The organism is Pseudomonas syringae KCTC 12500, from assembly GCF_000507185.2.
Classification (GTDB): Bacteria; Pseudomonadota; Gammaproteobacteria; order Pseudomonadales; family Pseudomonadaceae; genus Aquipseudomonas; species Aquipseudomonas syringae.
In genome coordinates, this window is the sequence record NZ_AYTM02000002.1 from 2711520 (window position 1) to 2734904 (window position 23385).

The following is a 23385-nucleotide window of genomic DNA, read 5'->3' on the forward strand; positions in this document are numbered from 1 at the left end:
ACTATGCCTCCCTGGCTGATGAAGTAGGTCAGCTGCGCGTCGACTGAGGCAGCTCTGCCACGAGGCGTAGGGATGCTGTCAGTTCATCCAGCTGATAGTGCGGGCGCAGGAAAGCAACCGCTTTATAAGCGCCTGGTTTACCTGGCACTTCAACAACCTCTACGCTTGCCTCACGAAGTGGAAACTTGGCTTTCGCTTCCTGGCTCGCGGTGTCATCAAGCAGGACGTAGTCGGACAGCCATTCGTTGAGGAACGACTCGACATCCTTACGCGATGCAAAACTGCCGATCTTGTCGCGCATGATCGCTTTCATGTAGTGAGCGATACGCGAGGTCGCGAAGATGTATTGCAGTTGCGCCGACAGACGCGCGTTGGCGTTGGCAATATCGGTGTTGTACTGCTTCTGCTTCTGGGTCGACTGGGTGCCGAAGAACGCGGCGTAGTCGGTACCTTTGCAGTGCACCAGCGGAATGAAACCGAGGTCCGAGAGCTCTTTTTCGCGACGGTCGGTGATGGCGATTTCAGTCGGGCATTTGAGCGCGATTTCACCGTCATCGGTCTTGAAGGTGTGCGTCGGCAGGCCTTCGACCAGACCACCGCCTTCCACACCACGGATCGCCACGCACCAGCCGTAGCGGGAAAACGCATCGGTCACGCGGGTGCCCAGCGCGTAGGCAGCGTTCATCCACAGGTATTTGTTGTGGTCACGGCCATCGACGCTTTCGACGAAGTTGAATTCTTCGACAGGCGTGGTATCCGGGCCATACGGCAGACGACCCAGCACGTGCGGCAGAGTCAGGCCGACGTAGCGGGAGTCTTCAGAGGCGCGGAACGACTTCCACTTGGCGTATTCGACGGTGTCGAAGATCTTCGCCAGGTCGCGAGGGCCGGCCATGTCGGTGAACGAGTCCCAGCCGAACAGCTCGGCCGATGCAGCCGAAATGAACGGCGCGTGGGCGGCGGCTGCCACGTGGGAGATCTCTTCCAGCAGGTACATGTCTTCCGGGCTGCGGTTGAACTCGTAGTCACCCAGCAGCATGCCGAACGGCGCGCCACCGAAGGTGCCGTACTCTTCTTCGTAGATCTTCTTGAACAGTGCGCTCTGGTCGAATTCGGACGACGCCTTGAGGTCACGCACGAGGTCTTTTTTCGACGCGTTGAGCAGGTGAATCTTCAGCGTGGTGCTGGTCTCGGTCTGGTCAACCTGATATTTCAGGCCGCGCCAGGACGCTTCCAGTTGCTGGAACTCACGGGCGTGCATGATTTCGTTCATTTGCTCGGAGAGCATCGAATCGATCTCGGCGATGCGCGCGTCGAGCACGGCAATCAGGTCCTTGCTTGGCGTCATCTCGCCTTCAAGTACCTGGGCCACCAGTTCGCCGATCAGATCGCGGGTACGGGTGCGCTCGGTTTCGGAGCGTGCAACGCGGCTTTCGGAAATGATGCTGTCGAGCAAGGAAGATTGCGGGGCGAAGTTTTCAACTTCAACCAGAGCGCTGTCCTGCTGAGTCACGGGTTGCTTATCGGTCATCGTCAGGCTCCTCCTTACTCTTTGCTGTCGGTGGCGGGGACGGCGGCTTCACGGCCGAATTCCTTGCCCAGGGTTTTCAGCTTTTCAGTGTTCTGCAACACGTCCATCAGCAGCTCTTCAAGCTTGTCGTTGCCACCCATCTTGTTACGCAGGTCAGCCAGCTTGTTACGCACTTCCAGCAGCTTGCGGAGCGGCTCGACCTGACGCACAACGTTCTGCGGCTCGAAGTCTTCCAGCGCATTGAAGTTCAGCTCGACACCGAGTTGGGTGCCGTCTTTTGCCAGGGTGTTGTCGACGCGATACGCCAGGCGCGGCTTGATGCCTTTCAGGACGCCGTTGAAATTGTCGCGGTCGATGAAGATGAACTTGCGATCCTTGAGCTTGGGCAGCGGCTCCAGCGGGTTGCCGGAGAAATCGCCCATAACGCCCACAACGAATGGCAGCTCTTTCTTTTCCTGAGCATCGCCAATCTCCACGTCGTAAGTGATGTGGACCCGAGGCGCGCGAACGCGGTCAAGTTTGTGCTGGGTACTTTCCTTCTTCGCCATCGTCATCTCCTGTGCGAGCAACTCGCTGCAAGTCGTTTGCGTACCGGGCCTGTGGCGGGCCGGGCGCGATTAGAGTCCTTCAATCGTCAGCAGCAGACGCTGACGGATTTCATCGTTCATTTCCAGAATGTTTTCGTGTCCGACCAATTCTTCGAAACTGGTATTGCCTGCGATCTGCGTGCTGTTGCGAATCACCGATTCATCCGGTAATTCTGAGCGCACTGGCGAGCTGATCACACAGAACGGCAGGTCGCCGAAGTCTTTCAATCGCTCGAAACTGACCGGGAAGCGCAGCCCTTCGAACAGGCGGCTCATGCCCGGCGACTTGCTCAGGCAGTAGAACAGCACCAGATAATGCACTACATAACGATACAGCTCGGCGCTGCTGCGATTCGGGTCTTTGATGACCTTGCGAAACTGCGCCAGATCGAACGAGTTGAAGCCCACCACCCAACGCACCGGACTGGTGATGCGAATGGTCTGCCCGCTTTGTGACAACACCATGTCGTATTCGAGCGGGAACAGCTCGGGTGTCGTGCTGATCAGGTTCAGGGGCACTTCCAGTTCATTGACCAGCTTGAACGGCTCTGCCGAAGCAATGCGGTCATAGAGCTCCTTGAGCTCTTTGAAATGGTGCTGAGTCTCGCGGCCGCTGCTGCGCTGCGCGCCCTGCAGGTATTCACCGAAGAATGTCTGCGGGCGTATCAACAGCGCGAGGGTCGACAGATAGTCGGACGCCTGCACCTTGAGCGCGTCGGAGATAGCGCGCGTCTGCTTGCGCAGCTTGATCAATGCTTCTATATCGAACGTCTGAGTCATCGGTACATCGTCCTTGAACCCTTCACGACCGTTTCCCGGATCAGGCCGGGGACGGGGAAAAGTTGCGAATTTCTCGACTGCACACCTGCTCATGAAGTGGTTTTGCCATGTGTGTCACTGCGAGACACACCGCCACAATGAGGGAGGAGTTCGTGCTGGCATATAGATGTCGTCTAGCCAGCAGTGTGGTCTATGGCACTATTTTTAGTAGGAAAGTTCCTACAGACGGTAGATATTTTCTCGGTTTCGTTACAGTAAGCAATGATGCCTATGAGCCATCACTGTATTTGATTGTACCCTTAATATAGCTGTAAGTATTGATTTTAAAGGGCTTTGCGGGTGTATTTGGATCCGATAACGGGCGTAAATTAAGCTTAGAAAGATGAACTTATTTGCAGGTTTTCAGGTTTCTGAAGCGGGTAAATGTACAGACTCGCCTTATCAGGCGATTTTTCTTTGATGAGGAGTGATGGCACTGCGAGCGCTCAGGCGGACGGATTCAGGTGGGTCGACGCAGGTCAGGCGGGCAGCTTTGTTACATCAGTTTGCAAATCAGGGTATAACGCCGCCAGCGCCCTCACGCTTGTACTTGAGCAACGGTAGGGCGCATGCACGCAGACGCCAGAGGCGTTTTACCTGACGGACCTTGTGCGCGCTAAGGACAGCCGGCGACGCACCTCTATGAGCCTTGCCTCATGAAAATCTACAAGCTTATTGCTGTACTCATCCTGCTCCCTTTGGGCCTGAACCTCATCGGTGCGTGGCAGTTGCAGCGCAGTGTCGAAAACACTGAGCGCCTGGTCGAGATCCAGGCCGACCTTGCGCACGCACGTCCCTATTTCGAAAGGCTCGCCAGGTCGCCCGACGCCCTCACGCGAACGATGGATATAGACGGAGAAAACATCACCCTCAAGGAGGCGCTGTCGCGTCTTCATGAGGCAGAACAGGGTCTCGACTTCGTAGTGGTGCTGGGCAGTGTCACCACATGGCTGGCACGCGCCGTCATCGCGCTGTGCCTGCTGGCTGCTCTGGTCGGCGGCATCGGGCTGGCAGGGCTCAACTGGGCCGCCGCGCGTGCACGTCAATCCCGCGAGCGATTGCTGCACACCTTCAGCAGGGTCAGGCGGATTCTGCCCTTCGTCCTGGTGGGGCACATCGTCGCCATGGGCGCGGCGGTGTCGGCAATCCTCTGTTTCGAAGCCCTGGGCCTGTGGCATGTGGGGCGCATGTCCGCGGGCGAGCTCAAGTTGATCATCGTCGTGCTGATGCTGGTCGCTGCATGCCTGTATTCGATCTGGCGGATGGGCAAGCAACTGGGCGTCATGCTGCACATGTTCGAGCCCACCGCGATGGAGGTTCTGGGGCAGCAGGTCACGCCTGAAGAGGCCCCGGTGCTCTGGGCCTATGTGCGCGATCTTGCCGAACGGCTCGGCGCGCTGTCACCTGATCACATCGTGCTGGGCATGACCGAAGGCTTCTACGTCACCTCCAGCGACGTTTCCCTTCTGCCGTCCGACGCCGTGCTCAAGGGTCGAACTCTGCATGTGCCCATCCTGTACCTGGGGCTGATCGATGCGGCTGAAACCAGCGCAGTGATTGGTCATGAACTGTCGCATTTTGCCGGTGAGGACACCGAGTACAGCCTGCGCTTTCTGCCGATCTACGACGGCATCGGTCGCAGCCTGGGGGTGATCGCTGAAAACATGATGGTCAGCGGGTGGCTGCAGCGCACCATTCTGCGTCCGGCGTTCATGCTGGGCGTGTATTTCATGGAAAGCTTCGATCACGCGGTCAATCACTGGAGCCGCGTGCGCGAGCTGGCCGCCGATGCCGCGGGGGCGAGCCTGGCTGGCAACGCGTCGGCGGCCTCGGCGCTGGTGCGCATCTCGGCCATTGATCCGCTTTTGCAGGAGCGGATCTACACGCACATCACGCGGGCCACCAACCCAAGGCGCGGGGAGGTGTTCACCAAGGATCTGCCGAACAGCGTGCTGCACGAACTGGCCGGCAAGACATTCACGCTGCCTGACGAAGAAATGGCCGTCCAGCTGCCGCACCCCTCGGATACGCACCCTTCAAACGGCGAACGTATCGCCGCGCTGCAGGTTGCTGCCGACGAGGCGATCCGCAGCGGCACCCGGCCGGTAGTGGCGGCCCAGGCCCGCGCGGCGATGGACCATTACTTCAGCAATCCCCAGGCACTGCGCATTCGTCTGACCGAGGACTTCATCAAGCATCATGTCGCAAATGATGCTGAGGTGGTGACCGAACTGCGTGCCCGCGCGAAAACGGTAAGCGGTGATGTCGTTCTGCATGAGGGCGCTCGCCTGCGGGGGCTGTTGCTAACCCTATGCCTCGCCCCTCTGCTGGGGCTGGGTATTTATCTGATAGCCGAAGCGCTGTCATTTCCCCAAGGGCTGGCCGAGAAGCGCAACTCTATGCTGATAGCGGGCGGTATCTTGACGGCGTTCATGCTGGTGCTGCTGCCATTTGCGCTGCGCATGTGTCTGCGTGCTGACAAGACCGCTCTGCTGCTCACGCCCGATCACTTTGTCTTCGCAAACCTGAAGTCCCCCGTCCCGATCCAGCACATCGCTGATTTTGAGCTGAATGTAGCCTATGGCACGTTTCTGACCCTGCATCTGCAAGACGATGCGCCTTTGCCCGAGCGAGTCTCACGCTCGTTCTCTGCACCGAACGCAAAGGTGTTCAGGAAAAAACGCCGGGTACTCCTGGCGCTGGCGCGGTTCAGCCGCGACGGCAAAAAGCTCAAGCCAGACGAGCTTGGTGAGTTGATTGCGGATTACGTCAATGCGGGTAATGCACGACACTTGCTGCAAGAGCGCTTCGAGCAGGACAAGCGCTAAGCGGATGGCTGTGAACGGGGCAGCGTAAGGCGCGCAGCTTTCCTGCAGGCAACAAAAAACCCGCCGAAGCGGGTTTTCCCAAGACCATCCCGACTTCCTGTCGGACGCCTCCGAGGCGATGGTCGATCATCCTTGATCCGAGTGAACTCCTGTTCACCCCTTGATGGATCCAATACTACGGAGCGCGAGTCCGGCCGGAAATAGCCAAGTTCCTCCAGCGCGTGTAAGCCTTTCGCTATACCTCGCGGGCTCAGCTTCGAACGGCCCTTTGAAGAGCGGGAAATCTGGCGTCAGGAAAAATCTTGAGGCGGTATGGCGCTGACGGCAAAAATCGCAGGCAATAAAAAACCCGCCGAAGCGGGTTTGTACCAAGACCATTCCAACTCCCTGTCGGCTGCCTTCCCGGCGATGGTCGATCGTCCCTGATCCTGGCGAACTCCTTGTTCGCCAGTTGTTGGATCCAATACTACGGCTCTGACGGCAGGTGCAAAATAGCCATTCGCTTCATTGCGTGTAAGCCTTTGGCTATACATGTGTCCGTTTTTGCGGATTCTCAGGTGCACGGCCATGCATCGGGAACGTAGAAAAAACCGGTGAAACTGCTGTGCCAGAGGGTTGCAGGCTCGTTTTCAGGGTGAGAAATTCGCGGTCACTTCACAATAGCGCTGTTGGGCGTTTTTACTGTCCTGGTCGCGGTTTCTGGCCGCACGTTTGGTCCACTCACGGCACTCTTCTCTGAAATTGACCGCTGCCGCCTTGCGACACTCGCGCCGTTCGAATGAACGAATAGCGAAGTTTTCGCAGACGCTGTCGCCATCGATCGTGTTGCCGTACACCCGCCACTGCGCGCGGTAGCGGTTTCTGCCGTCCGCTTCGCGGATGGAGGCCGTCGCTAAGCTGTAAGGCCTGGAAGAACGCGCAGAGTTGCGTGAAGCATTGGCCTTGAAATCGGCCATGTAGTCGGCAGACACCATGCCTGTTGCCGGTTCTGACTGAGCGGGGCGTGGAGCCTGGCCGAATCGACAGTTCGCCACCGCCTCATCGATGACGTTGCCTTTTTTCATGCAGTCATCCAAGGGCTGCACAGGGGCGGGCGGCGCTACAGTGGCCGCGATCGGCACAAGCTCTGCGGTTTTTCGAATGTGTGCGGGCGCAGGATCGGCGGCGGCTACGGGTTGCGCCTCGGCCTCGACTGTCCGGGTTTCAGGTATAGACTGCACAACAGGCGGTTCTGCCAGCGGCTTGGGAGCTTTCGCGTGTGAGGTGATCAGTCCGGCCACGCAGGCTGCAGCAATAAGGCACGCCAGCCACATGCCATAAGGGCGTGAGCGGCGAGGCGCATCGACGCGCTTGCGGCGTGGATGCGAGCCCAGCACCACATCGACCTGACCGGGCACGAGGCGCTGAATGCGGATGATCCCGTCGTCCTCGGGTTGCTGTAGGGAATCCATTCCTGCTCCTGATCAAGCGATATTCTGGTGTGATATTACAATGATATCGGCCGGTGGGTAGAGTTTCTGCAACGCTTTGGTGCTATGTGCATCCGGCCTGGCGCGTTAAGGTTGAGGCCGTTTTTTGACTGATGGATGGACCGCGAATGCACCAGCGTCTCGAACAGGTATTCGGCTACACACAGTTCCGGCCGGGGCAGGAGGCTGCCATCAGTGCGGTACTGGCCGGACGCTCGGCTGCGGCGATCTTTCCGACTGGCTCGGGCAAGTCGCTATGTTACCAATTGCCTGCCCTGATGTTGCCGCATTTGACGCTGGTGGTGTCGCCGTTGCTGGCGCTGATTCAGGATCAGCTTGCCTTCCTGCACCGCCATGGCATTTCGGCGGCGAGCATTGATTCGGCGCAGAGCCGCGACGAGATCGCTGACGTGATGGCGCGCGCACGTTCCGGCGAGCTGAAGATTCTGATGATCTCGGTCGAGCGCCTGAAGAACGAGCGCTTCCGCAATTTCATCGCTCAAGTACCGATTTCCCTGCTGGTGGTCGACGAAGCGCACTGCATCTCGGAGTGGGGACATAACTTCCGCCCCGACTACCTGAAGTTGCCGGACTACCAGCGCGAATTCAACATTCCTCAGACATTGCTGCTGACCGCCACGGCGACCCCGCAAGTCATCATCGACATGCAGGACAAATTCGCCATCGCCCCCGAGGATGTCATCACCACCGGTTTCTACCGCGCCAACCTGCACCTGTGGGTCAAGCCGGTCAGCGGACGAGACAAACGACGCCGGCTGGTGGAGTGGCTCAACGAGCGTCGCGGGCAACCGACCATCGTTTACGTGACCCTGCAAAAGACAGCCGAACATATCGCCGCGCACCTGGAACAGCATGGCCTGCCCGCCAGCGCCTACCATGCCGGGCTGCCCAACGATCAGCGCGAGTCGATCCAGAAGCAGTTCATGGGCGGCCATTTGAACTGCATCGTGGCAACCATCGCGTTCGGGATGGGCATCGACAAGAGCGATATCCGCAACGTGGTGCATTTCGACCTGCCCAAATCCATCGAGAACTACAGCCAGGAAATCGGTCGGGCAGGGCGTGATGGTGCTGCTTCGGATTGTCTGGTGCTGGCCAACCGCGACAGCCTCAACGTGCTGGAAAACTTCGTGTACGGCGATACGCCGGAGCGCGAGGGGATTGCCCGTGTGCTGGAAGACCTGCTCGGGGCGCGTCATGACGGGCAGTGGGAATTTCTGTTGGGGCCGCTCGCCGACCTCAGCAATATTCGTCAATTGCCGTTGAAGACCCTGCTGGTGCAACTGGAGCTGCGCGGGATCATTGCGCCGCGTTACGCATATTTTGCCGAGTACCGCTTCAAGTTTCTGCTTCAGCCGCAAGACCTGATGGCGCGTTTCGAAGGGGAGCGACGCGAGTTCGTTCAGGCCCTGATCGACACCTCAAACCGGGCACGCACCTGGGCCACCGTCGATTTCGAGGCGATGTACCAGCAATACGGCGCCGAGCGCGGGCGAGTGGTCAAGGCGCTGGATTACTTTCAGGAAAAAGGCTGGATCGAGCTTGAAAGCAAACAGATGACCGAGGTCTACAGCCTGTTGCGCAGCGACTTTGATGCACAGGCCCTAAGCGTCGAATTGCACGATTATTTCGCTCATCACGAAGCCACTGAAGTTGCGCGCATTCACACCATGCTGGACGTGTTCGCCAGTGACCAGTGCCTGACCCATCGGCTGGCGCGGTACTTCGGTGATCACAATGCGCCTGAGCGCTGTGGGCATTGCTCGGTATGCCTCGGTGAAGTCGCCCACCTGCCCGAGCCACCCGCGTTGGAGCCATTGGCGAATCGGGACTTTCAGCAGCTGTGCAGCGAGTTTATCCACAAGCACCAGGACTACACCGGCCAGCGGCCCAGCGCCGACTGCCTGACGCGTTTTCTATGCGGTATCAGCGTGCCGCTGTTCACCAAGCTCAAAGCCCGCGCCACTGCCGGGTTTGCCGTGTTGGAGGATTATCCGTACGCACAGGTCAGGACGTGGGTGCAGGCCATGGCTGGTAACTGACTACGCGCACAAAGTGATCTGACCAGGGTGGCGATGCTCTGCATCCAGTCCAGAGCCTGCGTTGCGACAGACAAAATGAAAACCGGCCGCTCAAGAGCGGCCGGTTTTTATGCTTCAGCGACTGACGGTGGTATCAGTCACGATGACGACGATGGTGCTTCGGGCGATGGCCATGGTCACGGCCACCACGATAACGACGATCGTCGCTGCGGCTTTCGTTGCCCATGTAGTTGCCGAGTGCAGCACCGCCGCCGCCACCTACCGCCGAGCCGACCAGGCTGCCGGTATTGCCGCCGACGCTGCGACCCAGCACGTTACCGCCCGCTGCGCCCAGACCGCCGCCAATGGCTGCTTCTGTACGGTTGCGACGATCTGCGCCTACAGCGCCACCGGCTGCGCCGCCGACACCCGCGCCAATTGCTGAACCAGTGCTGCCGCCGACCTGCTGGCCGACGACCGAACCGAGTACCCCACCCAATGCTCCGCCTACGCCTGACTCGAGGTTGCCTGCAGACGCTGCACCGCCGATCAAGGTAAGAGACAACAACAGTATCGAGGAATACTTCATGTATGGAATCTCATAGGGATGACGCCGCGATCTTGGTGTCAAGTGAAGAATGTAGCAATGCAATTCCGACGAGTAACACGATTGCCACACAAACTGCTAAGTTATTGTTTTGGCTAAGGAACTTAAGTCGAAAAAGACAGTCTCAGGTTACTTGCAAAAGGCCCGCTTCCAGTGAAGCGGGCCTTTTTTGTGGGCGTCTTTCAGGGACGTCAGAGGATGCGTGCCGACTCTGCCGAGCGCTCGAGGCGAATGGCAACGAACTTCGATGTCGGCGTGCTGCTGCCATCACCCACGCTTTCCAGCGGCACCAGCGGGTTGACCTCTGGGTAGTAGGCGGCAGCCTGACCGGCCGGGATATCGAACGGCAACAACGTGAAGCCTTTGACGCGGCGCTCGCGGTTATCACTCCAGATCGAAATCAGGTCTGCCTTCTGCCCCGGCTGGAAGCCCAGACGGATGATGTCGGCTTCGTTGACGAACAGCACGTCACGCTGACCTTTAACGCCGCGATAACGGTCGTCCAGGCCATAGATGGTGGTGTTGTACTGATCGTGCGAGCGCATCGACTGCATGATCAGGTCCGGGATCTGCCCGGTCGAGCTGACGTGTTCATTGATCAGAGTCAACGGCAGCGCGTTGGACTTGAAGTTGGCGCGGGTCGACGCAGTGTTCCAACGACGTGCGCCAGCAGCGTTACCCAGGTAGAAGCCGCCCGGGTGCTTGACGCGCTCGTTGAAATCCTTGAAGCCGGGGATGGTGTCGGCGATCAGGTCACGAATACGGTTGTAGTCCTCGACCAGCCACAACCAGTCCACAGGCGCCTTGCCCAGCGTTGCGTTGGCGATACCGGCGATGATCGCAGGCTCGGAACGCATTTGCTTCGACGACGGCTTCAACTGACCGTTGGAAGCGTGAACCATGCTGAACGAATCTTCCACGGTGACCGCTTGCGGGCCGTTGGCCTGGATATCGATGTCGGTACGGCCGAAGCACGGCAGGATCAGCGCGTCCTTGCCGTGGAACAGGTGGCTGCGGTTCAGCTTGGTGCTGATCTGTACGGTCAGGTCGCAATTGCTCAGGGCTTCGGCAGTGCGATGGCTGTCCGGGGTGGCTTGAGCGAAGTTGCCGCCCAGCGCGATGAACACCTTGGCGCGACCTTCGGCCATGGCGTGAATGGCTTCGACGACGTTGTGACCATTTTCGCGCGGTACTTTGAACTGGAAGCGTTTTTCCAGAGCATCGAGCAGGAACACCGGTGGGCGCTCGTTGATGCCCATGGTGCGGTCACCCTGCACGTTACTGTGACCGCGCACCGGGCACAGACCGGCACCCGGACGACCGATGTTGCCGCGCAGCAGCATCAGGTTGGCGATTTCCTGGATGGTCGGCACCGAGTGGCGGTGCTGGGTAATCCCCATCGCCCAGCACATGATCACGTTCTTGCCTTTGGCGTACATGCGTGCCGATTGTTCGATGTCGCTCAGCGGCAGGCCGGACTGCTCGACGATGGCGTCCCAGGACGTGTCATCGATGGCGGCCAGGTATTCGAGTACGCCTTCGGTGTGTTCGTTGAGGAACGCGTGATCGAACACCGAAGGGGCGTTGTTGGCCTGCGCCTCGCGCTCCCATTGCAGCAGGAACTTGGCCATGCCGCGCAACAGCGCCATGTCGCCACCCAGGGCGGGGCGGAAGTAGGCGGTGTTGGTCGGGCGGTCGCCGTTGGTGAGCATCTCGACCGGGTGTTGCGGATGCTGGAAGCGCTCCAGGCCACGCTCTTTGAGCGGGTTCACGCACACTACCTGGGCACCGCGCTGGACCGCTTCACGCAAAGGCTCGAGCATGCGCGGGTGATTGGTGCCGGGGTTCTGACCGAGGACGAAGATGGCATCGGCGTGTTCGAAATCCTCGAAGGTCACGGTGCCCTTGCCGACGCCGACGCTTTGTGACAGCGCTACGCCGCTGGCCTCGTGGCACATGTTCGAGCAGTCCGGGAAGTTGTTGGTGCCGTAGGCGCGCACGAACAGCTGATACAGGTATGCCGCTTCGTTGCTGGCGCGACCCGAGGTGTAGAACTCGGCCATGTTCGGGCTGGGCAGGTTCTTCAGGTGCTTGGCGATCAGCGCAAACGCGTTGTCCCAGCTGATCGGCTTGTAACGGTCGGTTTCCGCGTCATAAGTCATCGGCTCGGTCAGACGGCCCTGATACTCGAGCCAGTAATCGCTCTGCTCCATCAACGAGCTGACGCTGTAACGGGCGAAGAAAGCCGGGTCGACACGGCGCTTGGTCGCTTCCCAGTTCACCGCCTTGGCGCCGTTCTCGCAGAACTTGACCATGCCGCTTTCCGGCGAATCACCCCAGGCGCAGCCCGGGCAGTCGAAACCGCCGTTCTGGTTGGTCTTGAGCATCATGCGCAGGTTCTTCAGCGCGTTGTCACTGCCCAGCCAGTGTTGCGTCACGCTGATCAGTGCGCCCCATCCGCCTGCCGCACCTTTGTACGGCTTGTAGCGAGGGGTTGGTGTCTTGTCGGCTTGATGATGAGTGCTCACGCTTGAATCTCCATCGCAGGGCTATAGACCCGCGGCGCACTGTGCTGCGGCAGGTGAATTAAATTGAGGTTATGACGGCGGGCCCATTGCAGGGCCAGGCCGGTGGGCGACGACAGGCTGACCAGCGTCTGGATGCCGGCGCGCAATACTTTCTGAATCAGTTCCAGGCTGCAGCGGCTGGTCACGATGGCGACGCCGCCGGCCAGGGGGATGTCCTGGCGGATCAAGGCGCCGATCAGTTTGTCCAGCGCGTTGTGGCGGCCGATGTCTTCACGGCCCAGCAGCAACTGGCCGTTGCCGTCCATGAACACCGCCGCGTGCACAGCGCCGCAATGGCGGCCAAGCGGCTGAAACTCGCCGATGCGCTGACGCAGGCCTTCCAGCCACTCGATCGGTGGCAGGGGCGCGCCGGGCAGGGCCTTCAGATCAGGCAATGCTTGCTCGACGGCTTCAACGCCACACAGTCCGCAGCCGCTGGTACCTGCCAGTTGCCGACGCTGCTGTTTGAGTTCCCAGAACGCGCGGCTGGCGATCTCGACCTCGGCCTGCATCGCCGAGCCGCAACCGCTGAGTTTGAAGTCGTAGATTTCGTCATGCGAGGCAATGATGCCGCTGCCCAGGCTGAAGCCGACGATAAAGTCTTCCAGATCGGTCGGGCTGACCAGCATGACCGCCTGGCTGATGCCGTTGTAGGCAATCGCCAGTGCCACTTCTTCGGCAAGTTCGTTACGTGCAGAGGCCGTGCCCTCGAGATTCGAGTAGCTGTAGGACTGGCTTGCTTCGGGGGCTGGCGTAGCAAAGGACGCCGAGCTGACCTTGCGCGTAACGGGCATGGGCTGAAATACCGGCAGAATGACATCTGCAAGACTAGGCCCGTTATGTGAAATCGTCTAATCGCTAGTGCTGATGCCCCGATAGATGACGTCGATCAACGCCCTAGCGCGGTATTTCGGCTACCAGCGCAAAACAGGCTTCAGCCAGCGCCGAGCGCGGCGCACTGCGGCGCATGATCAACCCCAGCCGGGCCAAAGTCCGGGAGTCGGCAATCGGATGCAGGCGCAAATGTTCGGTGAGCGTTTCCAGTCCGCCATCCAGCGGCATGATCGCGCAGCAAAAACCGCCATGTACGGCTTGCAGCAACTGATGAACGGCATCGGTTTGTATCAGCGGGTTGGGTTGCAGGCCGCGGCTATGGAAGTTGTGATCGATCGACTGGCGAAAATGCATACCGCTGGTCAGCATGCCCAATGGAAGCTCGACCAGATCGGCCCAGCTCAAGGGATCGTCGCCAAACGAAAAGTGCCGACGGTCGTACAGCAGGCCCATGCGCGTGTCGTCCAGGGTCAGCGAATCGAAACGCTCGTTGTCCAGCCGCTCCAGGTACGAGACGCCCAGGTCGATACGATTGCTTGCCAGTTGCTCCAGCACTTGCTCGGAGCTGAGTGACGACAGCTCGAAACGCAGATTGGGGTGCAGTTGGTGCAGTCGGTGCAGCAATGGCAGCGGATCGAAGCTCGACAGCGGCACCACGCCCAGGCGCAACGTCCCGACCAGATGACCGCGGCAGGCGGCCGCTTCAGCCTGCAGACCGTCGTAGGCAGCCAGTACCGTGCGTGCCCAGGCCAATACGCGTTCGCCTGGTGCGGTGAAACCTTCGAAGCGCTGTCCGCGATTGACCAGTGGCAAGCCAAGTTCTTCTTCCAGATTGCGCAGGCGCATCGACAGCGTCGGCTGGGTGATGTTGCAGCGCGCAGCCGCCTGGCCGAAGTGCCTCGTCTCGTCGAGGGCGATCAGAAATTTAAGTTGCTTGATGTCCATGTTCACTCCGATGATCCGTCCAGACAGCCGATTCTACGCGCTCAGGCTGAACGATGGTCGGGCTACGTTGGTCGGAAGCCTGCAGCCCTTTATTTACAAGGGCTACACTCATCACGCTATTCCTCAAACCTACTTACGGAGAACCAGAGAATGAGTCTGATCAGTTTCATCAGGGAAGCAGGCGAGAAAATTCTGGATGCACTTCTGCCAGATAAAGCCAACGCCGATGAGTTGCTGAGAAAGCATATCTCCGAAGTCGGTCTGGGCAACCCCAATGTGCAGACCGAAGTCAACGGCAGCACTGTCACCGTGAAAGGCCAGGTCGCCAATCAGGAGGAGAGGGAAAAGATTGTCGTGACGCTGGGTAATATTCATGGCGTAGATAAAGTCGACGACCAGATGACTGTTGCGGGCGGCGAGACTTCTGAGTCCGAATACGTCGAAGTGATGCCGGGCGACACCCTCAGCGCTATTTCCAAGCGCGTGTATCACGATGCCAACCAGTACCAGAAAATCTTTGAAGCCAACAAGCCGATGCTCAAGAGCGCGGACAAGATCTATCCGGGTCAGAAGCTGCGCATTCCGAAGTGATCTGAAGACGCTGCCCGCCTTTTCAGGCGGGCATACGGCCTTGCTTACAATCCCTTGCTCAGCTCCCGATAGTCGTCCACAGCGGCGAACTCTTCGGTGTCTTTCGGGCCTTTCTGGCTGTTGGGCTGGCTGACCGCCAGCAAATGGGCTACACCGAAGTGTCGAGCGCTGCGCAGGATCGGCAGGGTGTCGTCGATGAACAGACTGCGTGCCGGGTCAAACGCTGTTTCGGCCTTCAAGGCGTCCCAGAAATGCTGGCTTTCTTTGGGAAAGCCGTAATCGTGAGAGCTGATAAGGCGTTCGAAATAAGGCGCCAGCTCGATTCGCTCCATCTTCAGCGACAACGAATCACGGTGCGCATTGGTGATCATGATCACCCGCTTGCCGGCTTTTTGCAGGGCCGCGAGAAACGTCTCGGCGTCCGGGCGCAGTGCAATCATGTGAGCGATTTCGCGTTTCAGGTCGCGGACCGACAGGTTAAGCTCGGTGCTCCAGAAATCCAGGCAGTACCAGTTGAGCGTGCCCGCGTTGTTTTCGAACAGCGGTTTCAATTCCAGCCAGGCCATGGCGAAACTGACGCCATGCAGTTCGGCGTAGCGCTGCGGCAGGTGCTGCATCCAGAAGTGTTCGTCGTAATGCAGGTCGAGCAACGTGCCGTCCATATCCAGCAGGACGGTATCGATTTCGCTCCAGGGCATGGAAAGCATTCTGGCCTCGTCAAGGGGTTGATAGCGGGTAAGCATATCCGACACAGACATCGGGAAAAGCTCGGTATAGTACCTCGTTCATGTAAAGGAGCCTGTCATGCGTCAGAAACCTACCGTACTTGCCCGCGCAATCGTCGCCAGTAGTCGTCTGTTCCGCGTTGAAGAGCTGCAATTGCGCTTTGCCAATGGCGTCGAGCGGACCTATGAGCGTCTGGCCAGCAAAGGCACGGGCCCCGGTGCGGTGATGATCGTGGCCATGCTCGATGCCGATCACGCTGTGCTGATCGAAGAATATTGCGGCGGCACCGATGCCTACGAGCTGTCCCTGCCCAAGGGCCTGATCGAGCCGGGCGAAGACGTACTGGCGGCTGCCAACCGTGAACTCAAGGAGGAGGCCGGTTTCGGTGCGCGGGAGCTGGAACTGTTGACCGAACTGTCGCTGTCCCCGGGCTACATGAGCCAGAAAATTCAGGTGGTGCTGGCCACCGACCTGTACGAAGAGCGGCTGGAAGGCGACGAGCCCGAGCCGATCCGGGTCGACCGGATCAACCTGCGCGAGTTGTCGAGCCTTGCCCAGAATGCCCAGTTCAGCGAAGGCCGGGCGCTGGCCGCGCTGTACCTCACACGTGACCTGCTGACCCAGCGTGGATTGTTTCAGCCATGACCGATTCTCTGCACAACCTGCCACATCCGCTGCTCGCCCCGGTGATTGAACTGACGCGACTGGCGGGCGAAGTGATCCTGCCCTTCTGGCGCGCCAATGTCACCGTGACCACCAAGACCGACGACTCGCCGGTGACCGCCGCTGATCTGGCCGCCCATCAGGTGCTGGTCGAGGGTTTGCAGGCGCTTGATCCGGACATTCATGTGCTCTCCGAAGAGGACGCTGACATCCCTCTCAGCGAGCGTGCAGGCTGGGAGCGCTGGTGGCTGGTGGATCCGCTGGACGGCACCAAGGAGTTCATCTCCGGCAGTGAAGAGTTCACCGTCAATGTCGCGCTGATCGAGCGTGGCCGCGTTGTATTCGGCGTGGTCTCGATGCCCACCAATAACCGCTGCTACTTCGGCGGCGCCGGGCTGGGTGCCTGGCGCAGTGATAGCGTCGACCACATCCAGCCGATCGCCGTGCGCAACCAGCTTGGCGAAGGGCAGACCTTTACCGTGGTCGCCAGCCGCCGCCACTCCAGCCCGGAGCAGGAGCATTTGCTCGCTGGCCTGTCGAACGGGCTGGGTCATTTGCAACTGACCAACATCGGCAGCTCACTGAAATTCTGCCTGCTGGCCGAGGGCGCCGCCGACTGCTACCCACGCCTGGCCCCGACCTCGCAATGGGACACCGCTGCGGCGCAGGGCGTGCTTGAGGGTGCAGGAGGCGAAGTGTTGCAACTGGACGGCCAGCCGTTCAGCTACCCGGCCCGCGAATCGCTGCTCAACCCGTTCTTCCTGGCCCTGCCAGCCAACGCCGAATGGCGCGACAAACTGCTGGTGCTGGCGCAGTCTTGAGGCTGGCTTCAAGGCCTCTGCCCTGCGGGCGTAGGAGCGAACCGGGCGACGCTTCGCTTGCTCGCGAGAGGGCTGGTGCATCCACAGCAAATCCAGTGCTTGAAACGACGCCTTCGCGAACGAGTTCGCTCCTACAAAAGCGCTGAGACGCTTGGCTGAGACAGCTTCACCAGTGCAAAAGCGCATGGCCTGTTCTTCGCTGATGCAGGGGCGGCCGCGTTCTTGTGGGAGCGAGCTTGCTCGCGAAAGCGATTGTTCAGGCGATGAATATTTGCCGATTGCACCGGCCTCTTCGCGAGCAAGCGAAGCGTCGCCCGGCTCGCTCCCACAGGTCTGCGTCCAGTTCATCCACTACGCGCAGCCTCACTGGCGCAACACGAACTGCCCGACAAAGCGCACGGCGTGTTCTTCGCTTGATACAGGTATGCAGGGGCGAGCGCGTTCTTGTGGGAGCGAGCTTGCTCGCGAAGGCGATAATTCAGGCGATGAATTCTTGCCGATTGCACCGGCCTCATCGCGAGCAAGCGAAGCGTCGCCCGGCTCGCTCCCACAGGTCTGCGTCCAGTGCATCAACTACGCGCAGCCTCACCGGTGCAACACAAACTGCCCGACAAAGCGCACGGCGTGTTCTTCGCTTGATACAGGTATGCAGTGGCGAGCGGGCTCTTGTGGGAGCGAGCTTGCTCGCGAAGGCGATTGTTCAAGCGATGAGTTTTTGCCGATTGCACCGGCCTCTTCGCGAGCAAGCGAAACGTCGCCCGGCTCGCTCCCACAGGTCTGCGTCCAGTGCATCAACTACGCGCAGCCTCACCGGTGCAACACAAACTGCCCGACAAAGCGCACGGCCTGTTCTTCGCTGTCCTGCTCGCTGATGCAGGTGTGCAGGGTCAGGCGGGCGCGGCCTCGGCGTTGGTAGGTGGCGATGAATTTGTCCCACTGCGCCAGCTCGGGCGCGTCGCAGTGGGCGATGGCGTCGCTGCGTACCGGCAGTGGATAACTGATCTGTCCGTCCTGAATCACGATATGCCCATCGGTGATCCCGGCCTCACGCAGTCGCAGGTGCAGCCAGCCCCAGCCCGCCAGTACTGCGCCGCAATACAGGCTGCCGCCGAACAGCGTGCTCTTGTGGTTGACGTTGGGTGCCAGCGGCAGGTGCAGGCGCAGGGTCTGGTTGTGCCAGTCGATCACGCGCATGCCCATCTCGCGGGTCAGCGGAATGTCGTGGTGCAGCACCTGCTCCAGTGCGTGGGCGGCGTCATGTTCAGGCTCAATCGTTGTCATCGGAAGCTCCGCTGCTGTCGCCAAACGTCAGGCCGTGCTTGCGCAGTTTGTCGTGCAGGGTCTTGCGCGGCACACCCAGCGCTTCCGCCAGGCTGCGCACCGAGCTGTGCGGGCGCGCCAATTCGGCGGCGATCAACGCGCGCTCGAAGCTTTCCACCTGATCGCTCAGCCCGCCGCCCGGCGGTGGCGCCTGTTCTGCATCAGCGCCTTCCAGCTCCAGTTCCAGACCCAGCGCAAAACGCTCGGCAGCGTTTTGCAGTTCCCGCACATTGCCCGGCCAGTTATGCCGCAACAGCAGCGCGCGCTGGCCCGGCTTGAGTTCGTGCTTGGGGATGCCGTGGCGCATGCTCGCGGCATCGGCGTAATGTTCGAACAGCATCAGCGCATCTTCACCCCGTTCGCGCAACGGCGGGATGCGCAGCGAGGCCACGTTCAGTCGGTAATACAAGTCTGCCCGGAAGCGGCCCTGATCGGCCGCGTGCCGCAGGTCTTCCTTGGTCGCGGCGATGATGCGGATGTCCAGCGGGATCTGCTGATTGCTGCCCATTCGCTCGACCACGCGTTCCTGCAGCAGGCGCAGCAGTTTGACCTGCACGTCCAGGCTCATGCTTTCGATTTCATCGAGGAACAGCGTGCCGCCGTTGGCAAACTCGAACTTGCCGATACGCCGCTTCTGCGCGCCTGTAAAGGCCCCTGGCTCGTGGCCGAACAGCTCGCTTTCCACCACCGACTCAGCCAGCGCGCCGGCGTTGATCGCCACGAACGGGCCGCTGCGGCGGTTGGACAGATCGTGCAGCGCGCGGGCGACCACTTCTTTGCCTGCGCCGGTTTCGCCGAGGATCAGCACGTCGGCTCGCGTCCCGGCCAATGCGCCGATTTGTTCGCGCAGACGCAGGATCGGCGGCGACTGACCGATCAGGCGTGTGCTCAGTTGTTGGCGATCACTCAGGGCCAGGCGCAGGCTGCGGTTATCCAGCACCAGACGGCGGAGCGCCAGGGCACGGCGCACACTGTCGAGCATGGCGTCGCTGGCGAAGGGCTTTTCCAGAAAGTCGTAGGCCCCGGCGCGCATGGCTTTCACCGCCAACGGTACATCGCCATGCCCGGTGATCAGCAGCACCGGCAGGTCAGGGTCCTGCGCGTGAAGCTGATCGAGCAGTTCCAGGCCATCCATGCCCTGCATGCGAATATCGCTGACCACCACGCCCGGCCAGTCGCGGCCGATGCGTTCGGCCAGCCCGGTCGCTTCGGGCAGCGACAGAACGTTCAGGCCAGCCAGGTCCAGCGTCTGGCGCAGGGCCTGACGCAGGTGCGAATCGTCGTCGATCAGCACCACCTGAATCTGGCTGTCGATGGCTGTGTCCGAACTCATGCAGAAAGGTCCTCTGGCGGTTGAAGATTGGCTCCGGAAGCACCGGCCCGCAGGCGCAGGGTCAGCAGCGCACCGCCGCTGGGATGGTTGGCGAACAGCAACTCGCCGCCCAGCGCGCGCATCAGCGTATCGCAGATGGCCAGACCGAGGCCAAGGCCCTGGGTGCGGGTCTTGGTCGTAAAGAAGGGCTCGCGGGCCCGCGCCAGTGCTTCCTGGGAAAAGCCGGGGCCGTTGTCACGAATGTACAGGTTAACGCCCTCGGCGGTCTGCTCGACACTTATCCACAGCCTGCGCGGCGGGCCTTTTTCAGTGAGGGCGTCCAGCGCGTTGGCGATCAGATTGCCGAGCACCTGACGCAGACGGGTTTCACCGGCCTGCACCCAGATCGTGGCGTCCGGCAGGTCACGGATCAGCTCGACTTCCATGGCGCGCCGCCGCTTGGCCAGCAGCGCCAGCGCATCTTCCAGCGCCGGTTGCAGTGCCACGCTTTCAGGGGCGTGGCGGTCGCGACGGGCGAAGGCGCGCAAGTGCGCGATGATCGAGGCCATGCGCCCGGTCAGTTCGCTGATCAGCTTGAGGTTGCCGCGTGCATCCTCGGTGCGCTGATGATCGAGCAGCACTTCGGCGTTTTCGGCGTAACTGCGGATGGCGGCCAACGGCTGATTCAGCTCATGGCTGATACTCGCCGACATGGTGCCCAGCGCCGTCAGTTTGCTGGTCTGCACCAGTTCATCCTGAGCCTGCACCAGCTCCTGTTGCGCCTGTTCGCGCTCCAGCACTTCCTGACGCAGACGGCTGTTGAGCCCCTCCAGATCGCTGGTCCGTTCGATAACCCGCATCTCCAGCTCGCGGCGCGCCTTGGCCTCGAAAGCGATGCGGTCCAGATAATGACGACGACGCTGCATCATCAGGCCCAGCAACAACATCAGCACCAGCAGCGCGGCGCCGCCAATCGCTACCACTGTGCGCACCTGGCGGTCGACAAGGGCGCGGGGCGCGAGGATGTTGACGTTCCAGCCGGTTTCTTCGATGGCCTGGGTCTGAGTCAGCCAGGCGTGTTCATCGATCCTCAACGGACGCGGATCGCGGGTCGGATAGGACTGGATCGCGACGATGGCTTTTTTCTCGTCATCGGTCAGGTCGCGGGTCGCCCGAAAGCGCCATTCGGGGTTGGAAGTCAGAATCACCACGCCGTTCTGGTCGGTCAGCAGCAGTTGTTCGGGCGTCTTGCCCCACAGGGTTTCGGTGTGGTCCAGATCGACCTTGACCACCAGCACGCCGATGATTCGCTCACCGTCACGCACCGGGCCGGCGAAAAAGTAGCCACGTTTGGCAGAGGTCGTGCCGAGGCCGAAGAACCGCCCGGTTCTGCCCGCCCGCGCATCGATGAAATAGGGCCTGAAAGAGAAGTTGCGGCCAATGAAGCTGTCCTTCTGATCCGAGTTCGAAGCCGCCAGGGTCAGTCCATTTGCGTCCATCAGGTACATGACATCGGCACCGGTCTGGCGCGTGATTTCGCTGAGCAGACGGTTGGCGTTTACCAGGGTCGGTGTGTCGCCCGGCGCCGCCAGTGCGGCGCGCAAGGCCGGCAGGTCGCCGAGGATCTGCGGCAGGGTTTCGTAACGGTGCAGGGTGCCGAGCAGGTTGGCGACGTACAGGTCCAGGGTCTGACGGTTCTGGTTGGCCAGCACGTTGCGGTAATAACGTTCGGCCAGGTGTTCCAGCGGCCACAGCAACGGCGCCAGGCAGAGTGCCAGAAGGGCGAGGCTGCGCCAGCGAGGGCGGCGCGGCAGTGCGGGAGTCATGGTCATCGATTGGCCGTCGCCGAAGGGTTGACGATGCCTGCTGGCGATCACGCCGTGGCAGGCAACAGAAACACCCGGTCGATCCTGACGTGGGCATCAGGCGCGTATTATGCCCGCCGCCGGCTTGTCAGGCACCCGGACATTGCGCCGGGCGGCCTTGGGGCGCGGGCTCAGGGAAACAGGTCGGCTTCTTTCAGGCGCTTGCCTTGTTGATCCTTGGCCGACAGGTTGGGCTGGCCGTCGAACTGCCAGTCGATGGCCAGATCCGCATCGTCCCAGGCGATGCAGCGTTCAGCCGAAGGCGTGTAGTAGTCGGTGGTCTTGTACAGGAACTCGGCGTGTTCGCTGAGTACCACGAAGCCATGGGCAAAGCCTTCCGGAACCCACAGCTGACGGGCGTTTTCAGCGGACAGCTCGACGCCGACCCACTGGCCGAAATTCGGCGAGCTGCGGCGAATGTCCACGGCCACATCCAGCACCTTGCCGACCGTGACGCGCACCAGTTTGCCTTGGGCATTTTCGATCTGATAATGCAGCCCGCGCAGGACGCCGCGCTGCGAGCGGGAGTGGTTGTCCTGCACGAATTCACGGGTCAGACCGGTGGCCGCCTGAAAAGCCTTGGCGTTGAAACTTTCATAGAAAAAGCCTCGCTCATCACCGAATACCTTGGGTTCGAGAATCAGGACTTCCGGCAACTTTGTTGCGACTACGTTCACGTGGCTTCCCCTGCAATGTTGAATAAGTCGTGGCGACTCGACAGTCTGCCCTGAGGCGCGCCTGCCGAGAAGGGTGCTGATCAGGCAATCAGGTCTTTAGGCTCGGTAAAGCCCAGTCGTTCGCCCTGATAACTGCCGTCCTGAACCCTGCGGCACCAGTCCAGGTTATCCAGGTACCACTGCACAGTCTTGCGCAGCCCGGACTCGAAGGTTTCTTCGGGCGTCCAGTCGAGCTCCTTGTCGATCTTGCTGGCGTCGATGGCGTAACGCTGATCGTGGCCCGGACGGTCGACCACGTAGGTGATCAGGTCGCTGTACTGAGCGACGCCTGCCGGGTGCTGCGGGGCGAGCTCATCGAGCAGCGCGCAGATACCGCGCACAACGTCGATGTTTTTCTGCTCGTTGTGGCCACCGATGTTGTAGGTCTCGCCGACCTCACCTTCGGTCACGACCTTGAGCAGGGCCCGCGCGTGGTCCTCGACGTACAGCCAGTCGCGCACCTGCAGGCCATTGCCATATACCGGCAGCGGCTTGCCCGCCAGGGCGTTGAGAATCACCAGCGGGATGAGCTTTTCCGGGAAGTGGAACGGCCCGTAGTTGTTGGAGCAGTTGGTCACCACCACCGGCAGGCCATAGGTGCGGTACCAGGCGCGCACCAGATGGTCGGACGCAGCCTTGCTCGCCGAGTAGGGTGAGCTGGGCGCATACGGTGTGGTTTCGGTAAACAGATCATCGACACCGTGCAGGTCGCCATACACTTCATCAGTGGAAATATGGTGAAAACGGAACGCCTGGCGCTGCGCTTCCGGCAGTTTTAGCCACCAGGCGCGTGTGGCTTCCAGCAGGCTGTAAGTGCCGACGATGTTGGTCTGGATGAACTCGGCCGGGCCATCGATAGAGCGGTCGACGTGGGATTCAGCCGCCAGGTGCATGATCGCCTGAGGCGCAAAGCGCTCAAGCACTGCACTGACGCGGGCCTGATCGCAGATATCCGCCTGCACGAACTCATAGCGCGTGTCGGTCGCAATCGACTGCAGCGATTCAAGGTTGCCCGCGTAGGTCAATTTGTCGAAGTTCAGCACTTCGTGTTCGGTGTTGTTTATCAGGTGGCGGATCAGTGCAGAGCCGATGAAACCTGCGCCTCCGGTAACGAGTATTCGCATGAACTGACCTTCTTGTGT

General features: G+C 60.6%; 20 protein-coding genes. 5 read left to right on the plus strand and 15 right to left on the minus strand.

From position 1 onward, the window contains the following. Positions 1–28: 28 nt before the first annotated feature. From tssC to V476_RS12430, 3 genes are all read right to left on the minus strand, one after another. Positions 29–1531: a type VI secretion system contractile sheath large subunit gene (tssC, locus tag V476_RS12420; RefSeq protein ID WP_010406272.1), complete on the minus strand. Its 1503-nt coding sequence runs from the start codon at positions 1529–1531 to the stop codon at positions 29–31. Positions 1532–1545: 14 nt separating this feature from the next. Next, a complete protein-coding gene (gene tssB, locus V476_RS12425) occupies positions 1546–2079 on the minus strand; it encodes a type VI secretion system contractile sheath small subunit (RefSeq protein WP_005734097.1) in 534 nt (177 codons plus the stop codon). 69 nt (positions 2080–2148) lie between these two features. Continuing rightward, positions 2149–2898 carry a hypothetical protein gene (locus V476_RS12430; RefSeq protein ID WP_002551426.1) on the minus strand — a complete coding sequence of 250 codons (750 nt, stop codon included), beginning with the start codon at positions 2896–2898 and terminating at the stop codon, positions 2149–2151. A gap of 695 nt (positions 2899–3593) precedes the next feature. On the opposite strand from V476_RS12430, the gene V476_RS12435 reads away from it, so the two are divergent. Further along, entirely contained in the window at positions 3594–5765 is a 2172-nt protein-coding gene (locus tag V476_RS12435) for a M48 family metallopeptidase (protein ID WP_024959082.1), read from the plus strand. Between the two features lie 290 nt (positions 5766–6055). On the opposite strand, the gene V476_RS28180 is transcribed toward V476_RS12435, so the two are convergent. Beyond that, a complete protein-coding gene (locus V476_RS28180; RefSeq protein WP_154232053.1) occupies positions 6056–6334 on the minus strand; it encodes a hypothetical protein in 279 nt (92 codons plus the stop codon). Positions 6335–6394: 60 nt separating this feature from the next. Next, on the minus strand, positions 6395–7216 hold the full coding sequence (locus V476_RS12440; protein ID WP_024959083.1) for a hypothetical protein: 822 nt from the start codon (positions 7214–7216) through the stop codon (positions 6395–6397). 146 nt (positions 7217–7362) lie between these two features. On the opposite strand from V476_RS12440, the gene V476_RS12445 reads away from it, so the two are divergent. Continuing rightward, a complete protein-coding gene (locus V476_RS12445; RefSeq protein ID WP_024959084.1) occupies positions 7363–9297 on the plus strand; it encodes a RecQ family ATP-dependent DNA helicase in 1935 nt (644 codons plus the stop codon). A gap of 133 nt (positions 9298–9430) precedes the next feature. On the opposite strand, the gene V476_RS12450 is transcribed toward V476_RS12445, so the two are convergent. The 4 genes from V476_RS12450 to V476_RS12465 form a co-directional block, all read right to left on the minus strand. Further along, positions 9431–9865: a glycine zipper domain-containing protein gene (locus V476_RS12450; protein WP_024959085.1), complete on the minus strand. Its 435-nt coding sequence runs from the start codon at positions 9863–9865 to the stop codon at positions 9431–9433. A 209-nt stretch (positions 9866–10074) separates the two neighbouring features. Continuing rightward, a complete protein-coding gene (locus V476_RS12455) occupies positions 10075–12411 on the minus strand; it encodes an FdhF/YdeP family oxidoreductase (protein WP_003413652.1) in 2337 nt (778 codons plus the stop codon). Then, complete coding sequence (fdhD, locus tag V476_RS12460) at positions 12408–13244, minus strand: formate dehydrogenase accessory sulfurtransferase FdhD (protein WP_003420321.1); 837 nt, start codon at positions 13242–13244, stop codon at positions 12408–12410. Before fdhD ends, V476_RS12455 begins: the two co-directional genes overlap by 4 nt. Before the next feature lie 103 nt (positions 13245–13347). Further along, positions 13348–14229, minus strand: coding sequence for a LysR family transcriptional regulator (locus tag V476_RS12465; RefSeq protein WP_003420318.1), 882 nt, complete (start codon positions 14227–14229; stop codon positions 13348–13350). Between the two features lie 150 nt (positions 14230–14379). Here V476_RS12465 and lysM point away from each other — a divergent pair, with 150 nt between their 5' ends. Beyond that, positions 14380–14820 (plus strand): peptidoglycan-binding protein LysM, encoded by a 441-nt coding sequence (lysM, locus tag V476_RS12470; protein WP_024959086.1) that lies wholly within the window; start codon positions 14380–14382, stop codon positions 14818–14820. Between the two features lie 44 nt (positions 14821–14864). Here the strand turns inward: lysM and yrfG are convergent, their stop codons facing one another. Beyond that, the gene (gene yrfG, locus V476_RS12475) at positions 14865–15527 is read right to left on the minus strand and encodes a GMP/IMP nucleotidase (protein WP_003384128.1); all 663 of its coding nucleotides are present in this window, start codon (positions 15525–15527) and stop codon (positions 14865–14867) included. 97 nt (positions 15528–15624) lie between these two features. Between yrfG and nudE the strand changes: the two genes are divergently transcribed. Together nudE and cysQ are read left to right on the plus strand one after the other, a co-directional pair. Further along, complete coding sequence (gene nudE / locus V476_RS12480) at positions 15625–16191, plus strand: ADP compounds hydrolase NudE (protein ID WP_003372295.1); 567 nt, start codon at positions 15625–15627, stop codon at positions 16189–16191. Beyond that, positions 16188–17030 (plus strand): 3'(2'),5'-bisphosphate nucleotidase CysQ, encoded by an 843-nt coding sequence (gene cysQ, locus V476_RS12485; RefSeq protein WP_003318255.1) that lies wholly within the window; start codon positions 16188–16190, stop codon positions 17028–17030. Before nudE ends, cysQ begins: the two co-directional genes overlap by 4 nt. An 807-nt stretch (positions 17031–17837) precedes the next feature. On the opposite strand, the gene V476_RS12490 is transcribed toward cysQ, so the two are convergent. The 5 genes from V476_RS12490 to rfbB all read right to left on the minus strand — a co-directional run bounded on the left by V476_RS12490 (position 17838) and on the right by rfbB (position 23367). Continuing rightward, complete coding sequence (locus V476_RS12490) at positions 17838–18311, minus strand: YiiD C-terminal domain-containing protein (RefSeq protein WP_024692876.1); 474 nt, start codon at positions 18309–18311, stop codon at positions 17838–17840. Further along, complete coding sequence (locus tag V476_RS12495) at positions 18298–19683, minus strand: sigma-54-dependent transcriptional regulator (RefSeq protein WP_003394281.1); 1386 nt, start codon at positions 19681–19683, stop codon at positions 18298–18300. The genes V476_RS12490 and V476_RS12495 overlap by 14 nt, the downstream gene beginning before the upstream one ends. After that, positions 19680–21488, minus strand: a complete 1809-nt coding sequence (locus V476_RS12500) for a sensor histidine kinase (protein WP_032623468.1) — start codon at positions 21486–21488, stop codon at positions 19680–19682. The genes V476_RS12495 and V476_RS12500 overlap by 4 nt, the downstream gene beginning before the upstream one ends. A 170-nt stretch (positions 21489–21658) precedes the next feature. Next, positions 21659–22204, minus strand: coding sequence for a dTDP-4-dehydrorhamnose 3,5-epimerase (gene rfbC / locus V476_RS12505; RefSeq protein WP_003318259.1), 546 nt, complete (start codon positions 22202–22204; stop codon positions 21659–21661). A gap of 80 nt (positions 22205–22284) precedes the next feature. Continuing rightward, positions 22285–23367 (minus strand): dTDP-glucose 4,6-dehydratase, encoded by a 1083-nt coding sequence (gene rfbB / locus V476_RS12510; protein ID WP_024959087.1) that lies wholly within the window; start codon positions 23365–23367, stop codon positions 22285–22287. Positions 23368–23385 lie beyond the last annotated feature (18 nt).

Coding starts and splice junctions, on each gene's coding strand:
- tssC (WP_010406272.1), bottom strand. CDS start 1,531: ATGACCGATAAGCAACCCGTGACTCAGCAGGACAGCGCTCTGGTTGAA.
- tssB (WP_005734097.1), bottom strand. CDS start 2,079: ATGGCGAAGAAGGAAAGTACCCAGCACAAACTTGACCGCGTTCGCGCG.
- V476_RS12430 (WP_002551426.1), bottom strand. CDS start 2,898: ATGACTCAGACGTTCGATATAGAAGCATTGATCAAGCTGCGCAAGCAG.
- V476_RS12435 (WP_024959082.1), top strand. CDS start 3,594: ATGAAAATCTACAAGCTTATTGCTGTACTCATCCTGCTCCCTTTGGGC.
- V476_RS28180 (WP_154232053.1), bottom strand. CDS start 6,334: ATGGCCGTGCACCTGAGAATCCGCAAAAACGGACACATGTATAGCCAA.
- V476_RS12440 (WP_024959083.1), bottom strand. CDS start 7,216: ATGGATTCCCTACAGCAACCCGAGGACGACGGGATCATCCGCATTCAG.
- V476_RS12445 (WP_024959084.1), top strand. CDS start 7,363: ATGCACCAGCGTCTCGAACAGGTATTCGGCTACACACAGTTCCGGCCG.
- V476_RS12450 (WP_024959085.1), bottom strand. CDS start 9,865: ATGAAGTATTCCTCGATACTGTTGTTGTCTCTTACCTTGATCGGCGGT.
- fdhD (WP_003420321.1), bottom strand. CDS start 13,244: ATGCCCGTTACGCGCAAGGTCAGCTCGGCGTCCTTTGCTACGCCAGCC.
- V476_RS12465 (WP_003420318.1), bottom strand. CDS start 14,229: ATGGACATCAAGCAACTTAAATTTCTGATCGCCCTCGACGAGACGAGG.
- lysM (WP_024959086.1), top strand. CDS start 14,380: ATGAGTCTGATCAGTTTCATCAGGGAAGCAGGCGAGAAAATTCTGGAT.
- yrfG (WP_003384128.1), bottom strand. CDS start 15,527: ATGCTTTCCATGCCCTGGAGCGAAATCGATACCGTCCTGCTGGATATG.
- nudE (WP_003372295.1), top strand. CDS start 15,625: ATGCGTCAGAAACCTACCGTACTTGCCCGCGCAATCGTCGCCAGTAGT.
- cysQ (WP_003318255.1), top strand. CDS start 16,188: ATGACCGATTCTCTGCACAACCTGCCACATCCGCTGCTCGCCCCGGTG.
- V476_RS12490 (WP_024692876.1), bottom strand. CDS start 18,311: ATGACAACGATTGAGCCTGAACATGACGCCGCCCACGCACTGGAGCAG.
- V476_RS12495 (WP_003394281.1), bottom strand. CDS start 19,683: ATGAGTTCGGACACAGCCATCGACAGCCAGATTCAGGTGGTGCTGATC.
- V476_RS12500 (WP_032623468.1), bottom strand. CDS start 21,488: ATGACTCCCGCACTGCCGCGCCGCCCTCGCTGGCGCAGCCTCGCCCTT.
- rfbB (WP_024959087.1), bottom strand. CDS start 23,367: ATGCGAATACTCGTTACCGGAGGCGCAGGTTTCATCGGCTCTGCACTG.